Consider the following 16,327-nt stretch of genomic DNA (forward strand, 5'->3'; position numbering starts at 1 on the left):
CTTGCCGTCGAGCTTGATCGCCTCGGTGACACCGGGAAGGTTGTAGTTGATCTGCTGGGCCGAGATGGCCAGCGCGACGTTCATCAGGCCCGGGTGTTCTTTCATGTCGCCCTCGGACAGGTAGGCGTCCGAAGCGCCGATGTCCACCGCACCCGCGGCGGCCTGCGAGATGCCGGTGCCCGAACCGGTGCCCTGCGCGGTGATGGTGACGTTGGGATACTTCTGGTGATACGCCGGGCCCCACTGGTTGAACAACGGGTAGAGCAACGTGCTGCCGGTCTCCGACAACGCCACCTCCGAGGAGGCCGGCGTCGTGGCCACACCGCCCGGATGAGCCGATTCCGATGGCGCCGTGTCGGTTTTCCCACCGCAGGAGGCCGCGGCCAGGATCAGCGGCGCGGTGGCCGACAGGGTCAGCATGCGACTCAGCTTGCTTTGACGGCGAGTTTTCACGGTGACACCCTTTCGTCGTACCTTGCGATTACCTAGGCGTGCTCGGCGGACAACTGCCCCCGGGAGAGGTAGCGGACCGTCTCTTGGTGCTGCGGAGACGAGAACAGTTGTGCGGTCGGGCCTTCCTCGACCAGCCGGCCCTCGAAGAAGAACGCGGTGCGGTCTGCGATCCGCGCGGCCTGGGCCAGATCGTGGGTCACCATGATCACCGTCAGCCGGTCGGTCAGCGACGAGATGAGCTGTTCGATCTTGTCCGTGGTGGTCGGATCCAGTGACGACGTCGGCTCGTCGAGCAGCAGCACGTCGGGGTTGACCGCCAGTGCCCGCGCGGTGCACAGCAGTTGCTGCTGGCCGCCGGAGAGCCGGAACGGGGAGTCTCCGAGGCGGTCCTTGACGGCATCCCAGAGTCCGACCAGCCGCAGCTTCTCTTCCGCAACATCGCGAAACCGGCTGCGCGGCACCATCTTATGGGCACGCACGCCGGCGACGACGTTGTCCAGGATCGACATCGGGAACGGGTTGGGGCGCTGAAACAGCATGCCGACACTGCGCCGCAGTTCCATCAGATCCCGGTCGCCGAAAATGCTTGCCCCGTCGAGCAGGACGTCGCCGCGGTAGCGGTAGCCGGTGACCTTGTCGTTCATCCGGTTCAGGGTGCGCAGAAACGTCGTTTTGCCCGAACCCGTGGGCCCGAGCAGGGCAGTGATCGCCCGGGCGGGAAACGCCAGATCCACCTCGTCGAGCACGGTTTTGGCGCCGAAACCCAAGGTGAGACCCACAGCGCGCATTGCTGGAGCGCTGGCATTCCCGGTCTCGCTGTCGAGCCTTTCGGGTGGCATCGGCGCTTATGTTACGTCCGGTTCCTGCGGATCGGTTGTCAAAGCCTCAATGAGCGGCGCCGATTTTGGCGATCTGGGCCTGCGACTGTTTGGCGACGGCGTCGGGCAGCGGCTGCAGGTGCACCTTGTCGAGGAAGCTGGGAGAGCTGCCGTCGGTGACGGCCCAGTGCAGGAAGGCCTGCAGCGCTTGGGCGGTGGCTTTATCCCTGGTGGCTTTCGGCGTGACGTTGACGATCGCGTACTCGTAGTTGACGATCGGGTAGGCGTCGGGGGCGGGGCCGTTGATCAGCGAGACGGCCTGGTTGTCGGGGGTCTGGTCGGCGAAGCCGGCCGCGGCGGCCTGGATGCCTTTGGCGTCGGGCAACAGATAGTGGCCGGCCGCGTTGGCCAACTGCGCCGTGCCGAGGCGATGAGCGCGCGCCTCATCCTGCTGGCTGATGCTGACATAGGCGATGCAGCCGGGATTGGCGGCGCAGCCGGTCACCATGGCGCCGTTGCCGTTCTCGCCCAGCGCCCCGGGCACTGCGGGGAAGTCCACGGTGGTGCCGAAACCGGGGGCTTTGCCCCAGCCGTCGGGGTCTTGTTTGGACAGGTACTGGGTGAACAAGAAGGTGTCGCCGGAGCCGTCGGAGCGGTGCAGTGGCACCACCGGGGTGTCGGGCAGGTTCAGCCCGGGGTTGAGCGCGGTGATCTGTGGGTCGTTCCAGGTTTTCACCGTGCCGGAGTACATGGCGGCCAGCACCTTGCCGTCGAGCTTGATCGCCTCGGTGACACCGGGAAGGTTGTAGTTGATCTGCTGGGCCGAGATGGCCAGCGCGATGTTCATCAGGCCCGGGTGTTGCTTCATGTCGCCCTCGGACAGGTAGGCGTCCGAAGCGCCGATGTCCACCGCACCCGCGGCTACCTGGGCGATACCCGCACCAGACCCGCCGTCCTGAGTGCTGATCGTGACGTGGGGGTGCTGCTGTTGGTAGGCCGGACCCCACTCGCTGAACAACGGATAGAGCAACGTGCTGCCGGTCTCCGACAACGCCACCGGCATCGCATCGGTGTCGCCGGTGGTGGCCGATCCGCACGCCGCGGCGCCCAGCAGCACTGTGGCGGTGAGCAACCCGGTGAGGCGTGTCCGTCGAGACCGCATCGAGCAATGCTACGTCCGCCTGCTGGGCGCCGCGGTAAGGTTTTGAGCTGTGAAACCCGGCCGATGGACCGTGTTGGTGGCGCTGCTCATCGTTGGTGCACTGACGGTTTCGGCATGCGGCGGCCACGCCGGTGATTCCGGTTCGGCGGAAGGCCCGGCGTCATCGGTGGACTGTGGCGGCAAGCAGGAACTGCACGCCAGCGGCTCCACCGCCCAGGAGAACGCCATCGAGCAATTCGTCTACGCCTACATCCGGGCGTGCCCGGGCCACACCCTGGACTACAACGCCAACGGTTCGGGCGCCGGGGTGGACGAGTTCGTGTCCAACGAAACCGATCTCGCCGGATCAGACGTGGCGCTGGACCCCTCCAAGGGCCAGCCGGAACGCGCTGCTGAGCGGTGCGGTTCACCGGCGTGGGACCTGCCGATCGTGTTCGGCCCGATTGCGGTCACCTATCACATCAGCGGAGTCAACTCCCTGAGCCTGGACGGCCCTACCCTGGCGAAGATCTTCAACGGCACGATCGGCAGCTGGGACAACCCCGCCATCAAGGCGCTCAACGCGGGTGTGCCGCTGCCCTCGACGCCCATCCATGTGGTCTACCGGAGCGACAAGTCGGGAACCACCGCCAATTTCCAAAAGTATCTCGATGGTGCCTCCGATGGCGCGTGGACCGGCGGAACCAGCGAGATGTTCAACGGCGGTGTCGGTGAAGGCGCCGCTGGGAACAACGGCACGTCGGCGGCGCTGCAGAACACCGATGGCTCGATCACCTACAACGAGTGGTCGTTCGCGGTCGGCAAGCAGCTGCCGATGGCGCAGATCATCACGTCGGCGGGGCCGAAGCCGGTCTCGATCTCCGCGGACTCGGTCGGCAAGACGATCGCCGGGGCCAAGTTCGCGTCGCCGGCCGGACAGCCCAATGACCTGGTGCTGGACACGTCGTCGTTCTACAAGCCGACCGAGGCGGGCGCCTATCCGATCGTGCTGGCGACGTACGAGATCGTCTGCTCGAAGTACCCCGACGCCGCCACCGGCGCAGCCGTCAAGGCGTTCATGCAGGCGGCGATCGGCCCCGGCCAGGACGGACTTGACCAGTACGGCTCCATTCCGTTGCCGGATTCCTTCAAATCGAAGCTTCTGGCGGCGGTAAACGCCATTTCGTGACTTCGGGGTGACGCCGGTTAGGCTGGTAGGCAGGTCTTTCGCCGCGGATTCGCGGCACCGGGGTGCTGGTGAGGCGAAGGGAGCGTCGTCGGTGAACAACACCGAGCCGGGTTCGCGGGCGGGGTCGCGGTTCGGCCCCTACCGGCTTGAGCGTTTGCTGGGTCACGGCGTCGTGGGTGAGGTCTACCGGGCCGAAGACACCCGCACCGACGAGATGGTGGCGCTGAGACTGATCGCCGAGTCGTTCTCCGGCGACGAGGCGTTCCGCGGCCGGCTGGAGGACGAGGCCGAAGCGGCCGGTCAGCTGACCGAGCCCCACGTGGTGCCTATCCAGGCCTACGGCGAGATCGACGACGTGCTCTACCTCGAGACCGCCCTGATCGACGGCACCGACCTGGCCACCGTATTGGCGGACGGCGGGCCGTTGAGCCCGCCGCGCGCGGTGGCGATCGTGCGGCAGATCGCCGCGGCGCTGGACGCGGCGCACAACGCCGACGTCACCCACCGTGATGTCAAGCCCGCCAACATCCTGCTCACCGGCGACGACCTGGCCTACCTGATGGACTTCGGGGTGGCCGCGGCCATCCCGGATCCGGGCACCCGGCCCGACCCGGCGACCAGCGCCGTGCATTACATGGCTCCCGAACGCCTGACCGGCGAGCAGGTCACCCACCTCGCCGACATCTACTCGCTGGCCTGCGTGCTGGCCGCGTGCCTGACCGGAGCGCCTCCGTTCTCCTCCGGCACCCTCGACGACGCGGTCGAAGAACGCCGGACCACGTTGCCCCCATGTCCCAGCAAGCTGCGCCCGGGGCGCGTCCCGGCGGCCATCGACGATGTGCTGGCCCGCGGATTGGCCAACAAACCCGAGGATCGCTACAGCAGCGCCGGTGAGCTGGCCGCGGCCGCCTACCAGGCGCTGACCGAGCCCGAACGCCACCAGGTGGCCAGGATCCTGCGGCGAGGCGAGCCCGCCCTGCATCTGCCCGGCGGCCTGGAAGCCGAGACCCGGGCCGACTCCCGCCCCGCCGCCCGTACCGCGGGCCCCGGGGACGCCGTGCCGCAGCCGGTGCCGTTCCCGGTGTCGCCGCTGCTAGGTGCCGAACTGCGCAGCGCGAACCCGGCCAGGTCCACCCCGCCCATGCCGTCCCGGCTCCGGCAACTGCCGCGCAAGCCGGTGCTGGCGGCGGCCGCGGCGCTCGCCGCGGTGACCGTGGTGGCCGGCATCGGCCACCTGGTCAGCCGCCCGTCGTCGGCGTCGGCGGTGGCCTCGCCCCCACAGCAGGTGCTGTCGTTCACCAACCTGGACTACCGGCTCTCCCCGGGCGGGGTGGCGCTGGACGGCGACGGCAACGTCTATGTCACCAGCGAAGGCATGCGCGGGCGAGTGGTGAAACTGGCGGCCGGCTCGGATGACACCACGGTCCTGCCGTTCAGTGACCAGTATCAGCCGCGCGGGCTGGTCGTCGACGACGGCGGCAATGTGTACTTCTCCGACGTGAACAACCGGGTGGTCAAGCTGGCGGCCGGTTCCGAGGCGCACACGGTGCTGCCGTTCGCCGGTCTGGACGATCCCAGCGGGGTAGCGGTGGATTCCGACGGCAACGTCTACGTCGCCGACCGGGGCGCCGACATGGTGGTGCGGCTGGAACCGGGCTCGAACATCCAGACCGTGCTGCCGTTCGCCGGCCTCAACAAGCCCAGCGGGGTGGCGGTGGACTCCGCCGGCAACGTCTACGTCGCCGACACCGGCAACAACCGGGTGCTCAAGCTGCTGGCCGCGGCAGGCGAACAGATCATATTGCCGTTCGCCGGCATCGTCTCCCCACGAGGAATCGCCGTGGACGACGCCGGCGACGTCTACGTCACCGAGCACAGCCGCAACAAGGTGGTGAAACTGGCTGCCGACGCCGCGATCCCGGAGGTGTTGCCGTTCACCGGCCTCAACGCGCCGCTGGATGTGGCCGTCGACAAGCACGGCCACGTCTACGTCGCCGACCGCGGTAACGACCGGGTCGTCATGGTGGACGCGAACCGATGAGGACCGGTGTATAACGGCGGCCCCGGGTCGCGAGCCGGTTCCCACTTCGGGCACTACCGGCTGATCCGCCTGCTCGGCAGCGGCGGGATGGGTGAGGTCTACGAGGCCGAGGACACCCGCAAGCACCGGATGGTGGCGTTGAAGCTGATCTCGCCGCAACTCTCCGACGACCCGGTTCTGCACGCCCGGCTGCGGCGTGAGGCCGACACCGCCGGGCGGCTCACCGAACCGCACGTGGTGCCCATCCACGACTACGGCGAGATCGACGGACAGTTCTACGTGGAGATGCGCCTGATCGAAGGCGACTCACTGCGCACCCTGCTCAACCGGCAGGGCCCGCTCAGCCCCGCCCGGGCGGTGGCGCTGATCCGCCAGGTCGCCGCTGCGTTGGACGCCGCCCACGCCGCGCAGATCATGCACCGCGACGTCAAGCCCGAAAACATCCTGGTGACCGGGGACGACTTCGTCTACCTGGTGGATTTCGGTATCGCCCGCGCGGCCACCGACCCGGGGTTGACTCAGATCGGTACCGCGGTGGGCACCTACAACTACATGGCCCCGGAACGGTTCACCGGCGGCGACGTCACCTACCGCGCCGACATCTACTCGCTGGCCTGCGTGCTCGGTGAGTGTCTGACCGGCACACCGCCGTACCGGGCCGACAGCATCGAGCGGATGATCGCCGCGCACCTGACCGAACCCGCCCCGCGGCCCAGCGCGCAGCGCCCGGGCAGTGTCCCGCCGGCCTTCGACCAGGTGATCGCCCGGGGGATGGCCAAACGGCCCGAGGACCGCTACCGCAGCGCCGGCGAGCTGGCCGCCGCCGCCCACGACGCCCTCACCGGCCCGCAACAGGATCAGGCGGCCACCATCATCCGGCACAGCGAAGAAGCGGCCTTCGGCCCCGCACCGGCCGCTCCGGTTGCCCCGGTTGCCCCGGCCGCTCAGGTCACCGGCTGGCGCGACCGGCCCGCACCGCAACCACCGACGGTGCGCCGGCCGGCGGCCTACGCGCCGCCGCCGGCGTCCTCGCGGCTCGGCCGCCGGCGCGGGGGCCCCGGCGGGCAGCGCCCGGCGGTGCTGGTCGCCGCGATCCTGGCGTTGGTCACGGTGGTCGGCGTGGTCGGCTACCTGATCGCGCGGCCGTCGCACCCGTCGGCGGCGGCGCCGGCCGGCCAGAGCGAGCTGCAGTTCACCGGCATCAACTTCCGGCTCTCCCCGAGCGGGGTGGCGCTGGACTCCGACGGCAACGTCTACGTCGCCAGCCAGGGCATGTACGGGCGGGTGGTCAAGCTGGCGGCCGGATCCACCGCGCCGACCGTGCTGCCGTTCAGCGGGCTCTACCAGCCGCAGGGCGTCGCGGTCGACAACAACGGCACCGTCTACGTCTCGGACTTCAACAATCGGGTGGTGAAGCTGTCGGCCGGCTCCAACGACCAGGTGGTGCTGCCGTTCAACGGGCTGAGTTACCCCGAGGGCCTGGCGGTCGACTCCGGCGGCAACGTCTACGTCGCCGACCGCGGAAACGACCGGGTGGTCGAGTTGGCGTCCGGCTCGAACACCCAGACGGTGCTGCCGTTCAGCGGCCTCAACAACCCCGACGGGGTGGCGGTGGACGGTTCCGGGACCGTCTATGTGACCGACACCGACAACAACCGGGTGCTCAAGCTGGCGGCCGGGTCCACCGATCAGGTGGTGCTGCCGTTCCCCGGGCTCGCGGTGCCGTGGGGCATCACGGTCGACTCCGGTGCCAACGTCTACGTCACCGAGCACGACGGCAACAAGGTACTCAAGCTGCCGGCCGGGGCCACCGAGCCGACCACCCTGGCGTTCACCGGGCTCAACACCCCGTTGGATGTCGCGGTGAGCAAGGACAACACGGTCTATGTGGCCGACCGCGGCAACAACCGGGTGGTGCGGCTCGCCCCGGGCTGAGCCGGTCGTGCCGGTGTGACGTGCGTCCGGCGGCCGTGCCCCGTCGCCGATCGGCGGTAGCATTTTCGTGTGGACAGTCGCGTGGCGGGCCCAGAGGTCGGCCTGACCAATCCGGTCATCGACGCAGCGGCCGTCCACCCTCCCGAGCACGATCACGCCGGGCACCGCCATGCGGTTCGCCCGGTGCTCGATGCCGGCTGGCACCGCGCCGCCAGGTGGGCTCGCCGGCTCGCCTGGGTCAGCCTGGTGGTGGTGGGGTTCGAAGGCGTAGTAGGCCTGTGGCAGGGCTTGGCCGCCGGCTCGATCGCGCTGACCGGCTGGGCGCTGGGCGCCATTCCCGAAGCGTTGGCCGGGGCGATCGTGATCTGGCGGTTCACCGGCGCACGTACGCTGTCGCCGACGGCCGAGCGCCGCGCCCAGATCGGGGTGGCGGTGTCGTTCTGGATCAACGCCCCCTACATCGCGGCCGAATCGGTACGCCACCTGTTGGGCGACCACCGCACCGAGAGCAGCGTCCTGGGAATCGCGATCACCGCTGTGGCGGTGCTGGTGATGCCGATTCTGGGCCGCGCGCAGCGCCGGCTCGGCACCCGGCTGAGTTCGGCGGCCACCGTCGGCGAAGGCGTGCAGAACTACCTGTGCGCGATCCAGGCCGCCGCGGTGCTGGTCGGGTTGACACTCACCGCGCAGTGGTCGGGGGGATGGTGGCTGGATCCGCTGATCGGCCTGGGGGTGGCCGCGGTGTCGGTATGGCAGGGCTTCCGGTCCTGGCGGGGCGAGGGCTGCGGCTGCTAAAGACCGTCGAACCTGCGGGGGGACTGCTTACCGAGCAAAGTCCCGGCTGCCCTGGAGCTGGTGGTGTTGCTCGACAGGGACAGCCGGGACGGAAACAGATTACGCCCCGCCGGGGCCGATGCCATCGGTTCGGTGCCCAGCTTGTAGCGAATCAACCGCGAACTGTTGGCGACCACGGCCACCGACGACGCGTTGTGCAGAATCGCCGCCAGCACCGGTGACAGCGCACCGCCGGCGCCGATCAGCAGACCGGCGGCGTTGACCGCGATCGACATGCCGTAGTTCTGCCGGATCACCTCAACGGCCCGGCTGCCCAGGTCCCGGACGTCCAGCAGCCGCCGCAGGTCGTCGTTGGCCAGAGCGACATCGGCGGTCTCGACCGCCACGTCGGTGCCGGCCAGGCCCATCGCGATACCCATGTCGGCGGCGGCCAGCGCGGGAGCGTCGTTGACCCCGTCACCGACCATGCCGACCACGTAGCCCTCGTCCTGCAGGTCGCGAACCACCTGCAGCTTGTCTTCGGGGAGCACCTCGGCGCGCCACTCGTCGATGCCGAGCTCGGCGGCCACCGCAGCAGCGGTCTCGGGGTGATCGCCGGTGAGCATCACGATGCGACGAATTCCCTTGCCACGCAACTGCTCAAGCACGCCGTGTGCCTCCGGGCGCACCTCGTCACGCAAGCTGATCAACCCCACCAGGGTGCCGTCGACCGCCAGCAGCAACGGGGTCTCGGCCTGCGCGCGCAACTTGGTGACCCAGTCCGCCGCCTTCTTCGAGATGCGGACCTTCTCGGCGCGCAGCAGATTCGGGCTGCCCAGCAGCAGGGTACGGCCGTCGGCCCAGGTGCGGATGCCCAGCCCGACCAGAACTTCGCACTCCTCATGCGGCGGAATGCTGATGTGGCGTTCCTCGGTGGAGCGGATCACCGCCTCGGCCAGCGGATGCCGCGAGTGCAGCTCCGAGCTTGCGGCGTAGGCGAGCACCTGCTCGGGCTGCCAATCCTTGTGGACGGCAACGATATTGGTCACCACCGGGCGGCCCACGGTGAGTGTGCCGGTCTTGTCGAACACGATCGCGTCCACCCGGCCGGCCTGCTCGAGATGGGAGCCGCCCTTGATCAGGATCCCGCGCCGGGCGCCGTTGCCGATCGCCGCGCTGATCGCCGTCGGGGTGGCCAGCCCGACCGCGCACGGGCAGGCGATCAGCAGCATCGTCATCGCGCGGCGCACATCACCGGTGACCAGCAGGGTGAACGCCGACAGGATGAATGACGCCGGTACGAATCGGCGGGAGAAGTTCTCGCCGACGGTCTGGATCGGGGCACGGTCGTGTTGCGCCTCCTCGACGCGGCTGATGATCCGGCCGATCACGGTCTGGCTGCCGACCGCGGTGGCGCGCACCACCACCCGGCCGCGCACCACCACCGAACCGGCGTGCACCGTCGCCCCGGCGATCACGCTGACGGGCAGGGTCTCACCGGTGATCGCGGACTGGTCGACGATGGCCTCGCCATCGGTGACCTCGCCGTCGACCGGGATCGCGACGTGATCGTGGACGATCACCTCATCGCCGATCTGCACCGTGTCGATCGGTACCTGCACCTCGGTTCCACCGGCGAGCCGCACCCAGGCGGTGTCCTGGCTGCCGCGCAACAGATCCGAGATGGCGCGCCGGGTGCGGCGCAGCGTCAGGTCCTGCAGGTATTCGCCGATGTTGAGCAGCCACAGCACGGTGAGCGCGACCACGTTCTCCCGCAATACCAGGCTGGCGATGGTCGCGGCGGTGACCAGCGCGTCGGTGCCGGCCTTGCCGGACCGGATCGAGCGCAGCGCGCCCCGCAGGAATGGATAACCCATGAACACCGTCGCGCCGGTGGCGACCAGCTGGCCGCTCGGCCCGAGCAGCGGCGGCCGGGCGAATACGTAGCGGCGCATGCCCAGCAGCGCCAGGGCTGCACCGCCGATCACCATGCGCAGCACATCGGTGTTGCGGATGTCCGCCGAGCGCGGGGTGCGGGCCGGGATCAGCTCGGCGGCGACGGTGGCCGCGTCGCGGATCGCCGCCATGATCTCCGCGGTGTCGCATCGGTTGGGGGAGTACCACACCACCACCGCGCCGGTGCGCGGGTAGGCGTGCACGGTGCGCACCCCGTTGACCCGCCCGGCCGTCTCCTCGACCGCCACTGCACGCCGCGAGTCGTTTCGGACCCAGGGGACCCGTACCCGCATCCGGCCCGCAGCGTCGGAGACGACGCTCAGTTCTGCGCTGTCGGCGGCGCTCACGTCGCCGCGCTCAGTGGTCGTGGTCGTGGGCGACGGCCGCCGCCGGGGGTGTCGCCTCCTCGCCGATGCGTTCGCGTGCCTCGGCGACCACGTCGGCCACCTTCAGCCGCGCCGACTCGGCGACCTCCTCGGCGCGCCGGGTTCCGCGCAGGCTCCATTCGGTGGCGGTCACCGCAGCCTCGTGCAGCGGAGCCTTCTGCAGCGCCTTACGCGCCAGCTCATAGGCGCTCACCCCGACCAGCCCGGTGAACACCGTGCCGGCCGCCTTCGCCAGCAGTCCCTGTACCGCCATGAGTCATCCCCTTCGTGGCTCGTCCGTCTTAGTCAGCGAGAGTATCAGCATATAAGCATTTCTGCATATATCGCGTCGGCTGTGAGTCGGCCTGGAAACGCGCCACGTGTGCGGTTTCGTACGCAACACGCCGGCGCGGGCGTATTGAACCGCACACTCGACCGCCGGGCCGCGTCAGCCCAGCGTCCGGGTGACCTTCTCGGTTTCCCGGCGGCGCTGCTGCGTGTCGGGGTCGGGATTGGTGACCTGCACCAGCGACGCGCCGACGGCGAAGACCGCCAGCATGTTGTCGACCAGCTCGGCAGGGGTGGCCCAGGAATTGGCCGACCACACCCGATCCGAGGGTGTCAAACCTGTTGCCGCCGCGGACTTCTCGCACCAAGCCAGCACCTCGTCGGCGGACGATCCGGCCAGTGCCGGGCCGGGGGCCCGTTCGGCGACGATCTGGTCGCCATGCACCCGCACCGCCGTCGCGTAGTCGGTGACACCCACCGGCAGGTCCGGGACCGGCCCGCCGAACGGGTCCAGGGACAGCACGACCACCTCGCCGCCGGTGGCGGCGACCGCCGCGTCGGCCTCGTCGAGCCGCTCGGCGGTGCACAGGGCGATATCGGCGTCCCCGCCCGGGGCGGCCAGTAGCACCTCGGCGCCGATCCACCACGCGCCGAACAGCACCGCCGCGGTCTGCCAGTGCGCCGGCAGCAAGACCGCCACCCGGCTGCGCGCCCCGGCGCCGAGTTCGTCGCGCAGCAGGTTGCCGGTCTTGGCGGCCCAGTTCGCCAGGGTCGCCGCGGATAACTCGATGCGCTCGCCGGTGGCGTCGTCGTAGTGGGTGATCCGTGGGCCCGCCGGGTCGGCGCGCATGATCGGGTCAAGGATCGCCGAGCTGAGGTTGGTCACCTCACCGACGTTAGTTGACGCATTGCGGGTCGTTGGAACCTGCGGTCAGAATCGGTGACGCAGCGGGGATTTGGGGCAGCTCGCCGTCTTCGACGCCGGAGATGCCGGCCACCTCGGCGCGATCACCGGCACCCAGGCCCGATCCCGGTCCGGTGTAGTCGTTGGCCAGCACGACGCGTACCGCGCCGGCCGGCACCGACTCGTTGGACACCACCGGCAACCCGCCGAGATCCCGGGCCACCGCCTGGGCGCCGGGGTCATCGGTGTTGGCGGCCTGCACCTGGCTGTTCGGCACGTGGGCGGCTTCGTTGTTGCCGACCGACCCGGTACCAAACCCCTTGGCGTTGAGCACACCCGAGACCGCCGCGGCCAGGCCGTTGATATCGGTGTCGTTGTACACGCTGGCGATGGTGTGCTCCGGGTCGTAGGCCCGCTGGTCGGTCCTGCCCTCGTCGGTGTCATGCAGCAGTCCGGCCACCCAGTCGGACACCTGGGCTGGGTCGACGCGCACCACGCTCTGCATGCCGTCGTCGCTCCAGCCGGACTCCTCGAGCACCGGGATGGTGGCGAAGGCGACCTTGCCCGCCGCCAGATCCTGCAGCTTGGTGACGAAATCCATTACGTCCCAACCGGCCGAGAGCACCACCGAGCGCTGCACCGCGGCCTGCAGCCGCGACAGGGTGCCCGGACTCGACAGTGTCTTGCCGGAGATCACCTTGTGGGCCAGCTCCGCCATCACCGCCTGCTGGCGGCGGACCCGGTCGAGGTCGCCGTGCGGCAGGTCGTGGCGCTGCCGCACGAAGCTCAGCGCCTGCGCGCCGTCGAGTCGCTGCCAGCCGGCCGGGAAGTCCGCACCGGAAAGTTCCTCATACACGGGCTCTTTCAGGCAGACGTTGACGCCGCCGAGGGCGTCGGTGATCAGCGCGAAGCCCAGCAGTCCGACCTCGGCGTAGTGGTCGACGGTGACCCCGGTGAGGTCGGCCACCGTCTTGATCAGGGCCTCCCGGCCCGCCTCGGTGCCGCGGGCCTGCGCCTGGGCCGGGTCCATCCCGGACGCGACCAGCGCGTCGGCGGTCTCGAGTCGGGTGGCGCCGTAGACGCCGTTGATCTTGGTCTTGTCCAGCCCGGGGGCGGCCACGTAGGAGTCGCGGGGTATCGAGATCGCGGTGGCCGACTTCCCGTTGTTGGGGATGCGGACCAAGATGATGGTGTCGGTGTTGGTGGCGTCGTCGTCGCCGACGCGCAGCGCTGCGAGCTCCTCGGGAGTCAGCGGGTTGCCGTGGGCGTCGGTGCGACTGTCCATCCCGACCAGCAGGATGTCGACCGCGCCGTCGGCTCCGCCCTTGCCGAGGGCCAGCGACGCGACGTGGAAGATGCCGTCCTCGAAGGACCGGACCCGGCTCCAGGCCACCCCGGTGCCGAGGACGACGGCGACGGCTGCCACGGTCGCGATCACACGAATCACACGTTGCGCAGGCATCACTTCAGGCTACTTGTGTAACTGCTGTATCGGCGGTAGCCGTGATCGGCGCGCCAGATCAGCTGGAACCGCTGCATAAGCTCGGCAGCTATGAGTACTCGGCAGCGAATCGTGATCACCGGAGCCGGCGGCCAGGTCGGCACCTGCTTGGCCGCCCGCGCCGCCGAGGCGGGCCGCGACGTGCTGGCGCTCACATCGGCGCAGTGCGACATCACCGATCCGGACGCCGTCGACGCCGTCGACCTGCGCGCCAATGACGTGCTGGTCAACTGCGCGGCCTACACGAACGTCGACGCCGCCGAGACCGACCCGGACCGCGCCCACGCCGTCAACGCGGCCGGCCCGGGCCATCTGGCCGCCGCCTGCACGCGCGCCGGCGCTCGCCTGATCCACATCTCCACCGACTACGTCTTCGACGGCGACTTCGGCGGCGCGCCGCCGCGCCCGTACGAGCCCGGGGACGCCACCCGCCCGCTCAGTGCCTACGGCCGCAGCAAACTGGCCGGTGAGAACGCGGTGCTGGGCGCCTCGCCGGACGCGCTGGTGGTGCGCACCGCCTGGGTCTACACCGGTACCGCCGGCGGGACGGACTTCGTCGCCGTCATGCGTGGGCGGGCCCCCGGCGATTCGACAGTGGAGGTGGTCGACGACCAGATCGGTTCACCGACCTACGCCGGCGACCTGGTCGAGGCACTGCTGGCGTTGGCGCAGGCGTGGCCGACGGCGCGGGTGCTGCACGCCGCCAATGCCGGTGCGGCCAGCCGCTATGAGCAGGCCCGGGCGGTGTTCAGCGCGCTGGGCGCCGACCCGCACCGGGTGTTGCCGGTCAGCAGCGCGGCCCGGCCCCGCCCGGCGGCCCGGCCGGCCTACTCGGCGCTGTCGGGCGTCGAATCGGCGCGGGCCGGCCTGGCGCCACTGCGCTCATGGCGCGATGCGCTGGCCGCGGCACTGGCGAGATAACCTCTACGCCGTGAGTGAGGCCCTGCCGGTGGTGACGGTGACGTATTCGCCGGGTTGGCATCTGGACCGTTTCCTGGCATCGCTGTCGCTGGCCACCGACCGCCCCGTGCAGGTGGTGATGGCCGACAACGGATCGACCGATGGCGCCCCGCAGGAAGCCGTGCAGCGCTACCCCAATGTGCAGCTGTTTGTGACCGGGGCCAACCTCGGCTACGGCGGCGCGGTCAACAGCGCGGTGGCGCACCTTGACGCCGCGGATGGCCACCGCAGCGAATTTCTCATCGTGGCCAACCCCGACGTGCAGTGGGGCCCCGGCAGCATCGACGCCCTGCTCGAGGCGGCCGACCGGTGGCCGCACGCGGCGACGCTGGGCCCGCTGATCCGCGAACCCGACGGCTCGGTGTACCCCTCGGCGCGCCACCTGCCGAGCCTGATCCGCGGCGGCATGCACGCCGTGGTCGGTCCGGTGTGGCCGAACAATCCGTGGTCGCGGGCCTACCGGCAGGAGCGCCTAGAACCCAGTGAGCGCCCGGTGGGCTGGCTCTCCGGCGCCTGCCTGCTGGTGCGCCGCGCCGCGTTCGAGGCGATCGGCGGCTTCGACGAGCGCTACTTCCTCTACATGGAAGACGTCGACCTGGGCGACCGGCTCGGCAAGGCCGGCTGGCTCAACGTCTACGTGCCGTCTGCGGAGGTACTGCACCAGAAGGGGCACGCCACCGGCAAGGACCCGGCGGCCAACCTAGCGGCGCACCACCGCAGCACCTATACCTACCTTGCCGACCGGCACACCGGGTGGTGGCGGGCGCCGCTGCGCTGGGCCATGCGCGGTGCGCTGGCGGTGCGCTCGACCCTGGCGGTGCGCAGCGCCCGCCGCAAGCTGATGAAGGGACGCCCGTGACACTGAGCCAAGTCGATGCCGTGGTGCTCGTCGGCGGCAAGGGCACCCGGCTGCGGCCGCTGACGTTGTCGGCGCCCAAGCCGATGCTGCCGACCGCGGGCGTGCCGTTCGTCACCCACCTGCTCTCGCGGATCGCCGCGGCCGGCATCGAGCACGTCATCCTCAGCACGTCCTACAAGCCGGCGGTGTTCGCGCAAGAATTCGGCGACGGGTCCGCGCTGGGCCTGCAGATCGACTACGTGACCGAGGACGAACCACTGGGCACCGGCGGCGGTATCGCCAACGTCGCGCCCGTGCTGCGCCATGACACCGCGATGGTGTTCAACGGCGACGTGCTGTCGGGGGCGGACCTGGGCGAGTTGTACGCCTATCACCGCGAGCACGGCGCCGAGGCGACCCTGCACCTGGTGCGGGTCGGAGACCCGCGCGCGTTCGGGTGTGTGCCCACCGACGACGGCCGGGTCACCGCGTTTCTGGAGAAGACCGAGGATCCGCCGACCGACCAGATCAACGCCGGCTGTTATGTGCTGTCCCGCAACGTCATCGACCGCATCCCGCGCGGGCGGGCGGTTTCGGTGGAGCGCGAGGTGTTTCCAGCGCTGCTCTCCGACGGGGTCAAGGTCTGCGGGTTCGTCGACACCAGCTACTGGCGTGACATGGGCACCCCGGAGGACTTCGTGCGCGGCTCGGCGGATCTGGTGCGCGGCATCGCGCCGTCGCCGGCGTTGGGCGGTCAGCGCGGTGAGTCGCTGGTGCACGACGGTGCCGCGGTGGCGCCGGGTGCGGTGCTGATCGGCGGGACGGTCGTCGGCCGCGGCGCCGAGATCGGCCCGGGCGCCCGGCTGGACGGCGCGGTGATCTTCGACGGCGTCAAAGTCGAAGCCGGCTGCGTGATCGAACGCTCGATCATCGGGTTCGGCGCGCGCATCGGCCCGCGCGCGTTGATCCGCGACGGGGTGATCGGTGACGGCGCCGACATCGGGGCCCGCTGCGAGCTGTTGCGCGGGGCCCGGGTGTGGCCCGGGGTGTCGATCCCCGACTGCGGAATCCGCTACTCCAGCGACGTCTGAGCCGGCTCTCCGCTGACTCTGCGCTCAGGGTGCAGCTTTCTCGAACTTTTCCGCCGTACACGCGGAGTCAACG

At 70.0% G+C, this 16,327-nt stretch carries 13 protein-coding genes and 1 pseudogene; 7 read left to right on the top strand and 7 right to left on the bottom strand.

Annotated features, from left to right (window positions below; genetic code table 11):
- The 3 genes from A5694_RS18615 to pstS (A5694_RS18625) form a co-directional block, all read right to left on the bottom strand.
- Positions 1-420, bottom strand: a 420-nt coding sequence (locus A5694_RS18615; protein WP_207516052.1) for a substrate-binding domain-containing protein, incomplete at its 3' end; no start/stop codon positions are given.
- 65 nt (positions 421-485) lie between these two features.
- Entirely contained in the window at positions 486-1,292 is an 807-nt protein-coding gene (locus tag A5694_RS18620) for an ATP-binding cassette domain-containing protein (RefSeq protein ID WP_064923791.1), read from the bottom strand.
- Positions 1,293-1,338: 46 nt separating this feature from the next.
- Positions 1,339-2,433 carry a phosphate ABC transporter substrate-binding protein PstS gene (gene pstS, locus A5694_RS18625; RefSeq protein WP_064923792.1) on the bottom strand — a complete coding sequence of 365 codons (1,095 nt, stop codon included), beginning with the start codon at positions 2,431-2,433 and terminating at the stop codon, positions 1,339-1,341.
- A 49-nt stretch (positions 2,434-2,482) separates the two neighbouring features.
- Between pstS (A5694_RS18625) and pstS (A5694_RS18630) the strand changes: the two genes are divergently transcribed.
- From pstS (A5694_RS18630) to A5694_RS18645, 4 genes are all read left to right on the top strand, one after another.
- The gene (gene pstS / locus A5694_RS18630) at positions 2,483-3,601 is read left to right on the top strand and encodes a phosphate ABC transporter substrate-binding protein PstS (protein WP_064923793.1); all 1,119 of its coding nucleotides are present in this window, start codon (positions 2,483-2,485) and stop codon (positions 3,599-3,601) included.
- Between the two features lie 91 nt (positions 3,602-3,692).
- The gene (locus tag A5694_RS18635; protein WP_064923794.1) at positions 3,693-5,642 is read left to right on the top strand and encodes a serine/threonine-protein kinase PknD; all 1,950 of its coding nucleotides are present in this window, start codon (positions 3,693-3,695) and stop codon (positions 5,640-5,642) included.
- Between the two features lie 6 nt (positions 5,643-5,648).
- Positions 5,649-7,577, top strand: a complete 1,929-nt coding sequence (locus A5694_RS18640) for a serine/threonine-protein kinase PknD (RefSeq protein WP_064923795.1) — start codon at positions 5,649-5,651, stop codon at positions 7,575-7,577.
- 183 nt (positions 7,578-7,760) lie between these two features.
- Positions 7,761-8,372 carry a cation transporter gene (locus A5694_RS18645; protein WP_064923825.1) on the top strand — a complete coding sequence of 204 codons (612 nt, stop codon included), beginning with the start codon at positions 7,761-7,763 and terminating at the stop codon, positions 8,370-8,372.
- A 137-nt stretch (positions 8,373-8,509) separates the two neighbouring features.
- On the opposite strand, the pseudogene ctpC reads toward A5694_RS18645, so the two are convergent.
- The 4 genes and pseudogenes from ctpC to A5694_RS18665 form a co-directional block, all read right to left on the bottom strand.
- A pseudogene (gene ctpC, locus A5694_RS18650) lies at positions 8,510-10,600 on the bottom strand (manganese-exporting P-type ATPase CtpC); the annotation flags it as partial.
- A 64-nt stretch (positions 10,601-10,664) separates the two neighbouring features.
- Positions 10,665-10,946, bottom strand: coding sequence for a DUF1490 family protein (locus A5694_RS18655; RefSeq protein WP_064923796.1), 282 nt, complete (start codon positions 10,944-10,946; stop codon positions 10,665-10,667).
- 174 nt (positions 10,947-11,120) lie between these two features.
- Entirely contained in the window at positions 11,121-11,810 is a 690-nt protein-coding gene (locus A5694_RS18660) for a TIGR03089 family protein (protein WP_064923826.1), read from the bottom strand.
- Between the two features lie 46 nt (positions 11,811-11,856).
- Positions 11,857-13,329 (bottom strand): LCP family protein, encoded by a 1,473-nt coding sequence (locus A5694_RS18665; protein WP_234786422.1) that lies wholly within the window; start codon positions 13,327-13,329, stop codon positions 11,857-11,859.
- A gap of 87 nt (positions 13,330-13,416) precedes the next feature.
- Here A5694_RS18665 and rfbD point away from each other — a divergent pair, with 87 nt between their 5' ends.
- From rfbD to A5694_RS18680, 3 genes are read left to right on the top strand one after another with little or no spacing between them, the layout of a single operon-like run.
- Positions 13,417-14,286: a dTDP-4-dehydrorhamnose reductase gene (rfbD, locus tag A5694_RS18670; protein ID WP_064923798.1), complete on the top strand. Its 870-nt coding sequence runs from the start codon at positions 13,417-13,419 to the stop codon at positions 14,284-14,286.
- Between the two features lie 10 nt (positions 14,287-14,296).
- Entirely contained in the window at positions 14,297-15,184 is an 888-nt protein-coding gene (locus A5694_RS18675; protein ID WP_064923827.1) for a glycosyltransferase family 2 protein, read from the top strand.
- Complete coding sequence (locus A5694_RS18680; RefSeq protein ID WP_064923799.1) at positions 15,181-16,254, top strand: sugar phosphate nucleotidyltransferase; 1,074 nt, start codon at positions 15,181-15,183, stop codon at positions 16,252-16,254. The genes A5694_RS18675 and A5694_RS18680 overlap by 4 nt, the downstream gene beginning before the upstream one ends.
- Positions 16,255-16,327: the final 73 nt, after the last annotated feature.

Origin of the sequence: Mycolicibacter sinensis (genome assembly GCF_001667945.1) — a bacterium.
GTDB classification, from domain to species: Bacteria; Actinomycetota; Actinomycetes; order Mycobacteriales; family Mycobacteriaceae; genus Mycobacterium; species Mycobacterium sinense_B.

What these genes read in the sequence shown, in the direction of transcription:
- pstS (WP_064923792.1), bottom strand. Translation starts at nt 2,433, where the DNA reads ATGCGGTCTCGACGGACACGCCTCACCGGGTTGCTCACCGCCACAGTG.
- rfbD (WP_064923798.1), top strand. Translation starts at nt 13,417, where the DNA reads ATGAGTACTCGGCAGCGAATCGTGATCACCGGAGCCGGCGGCCAGGTC.
- A5694_RS18660 (WP_064923826.1), bottom strand. Translation starts at nt 11,810, where the DNA reads ATGCGCGCCGACCCGGCGGGCCCACGGATCACCCACTACGACGACGCC.
- A5694_RS18655 (WP_064923796.1), bottom strand. Translation starts at nt 10,946, where the DNA reads ATGGCGGTACAGGGACTGCTGGCGAAGGCGGCCGGCACGGTGTTCACC.
- A5694_RS18620 (WP_064923791.1), bottom strand. Translation starts at nt 1,292, where the DNA reads ATGCCACCCGAAAGGCTCGACAGCGAGACCGGGAATGCCAGCGCTCCA.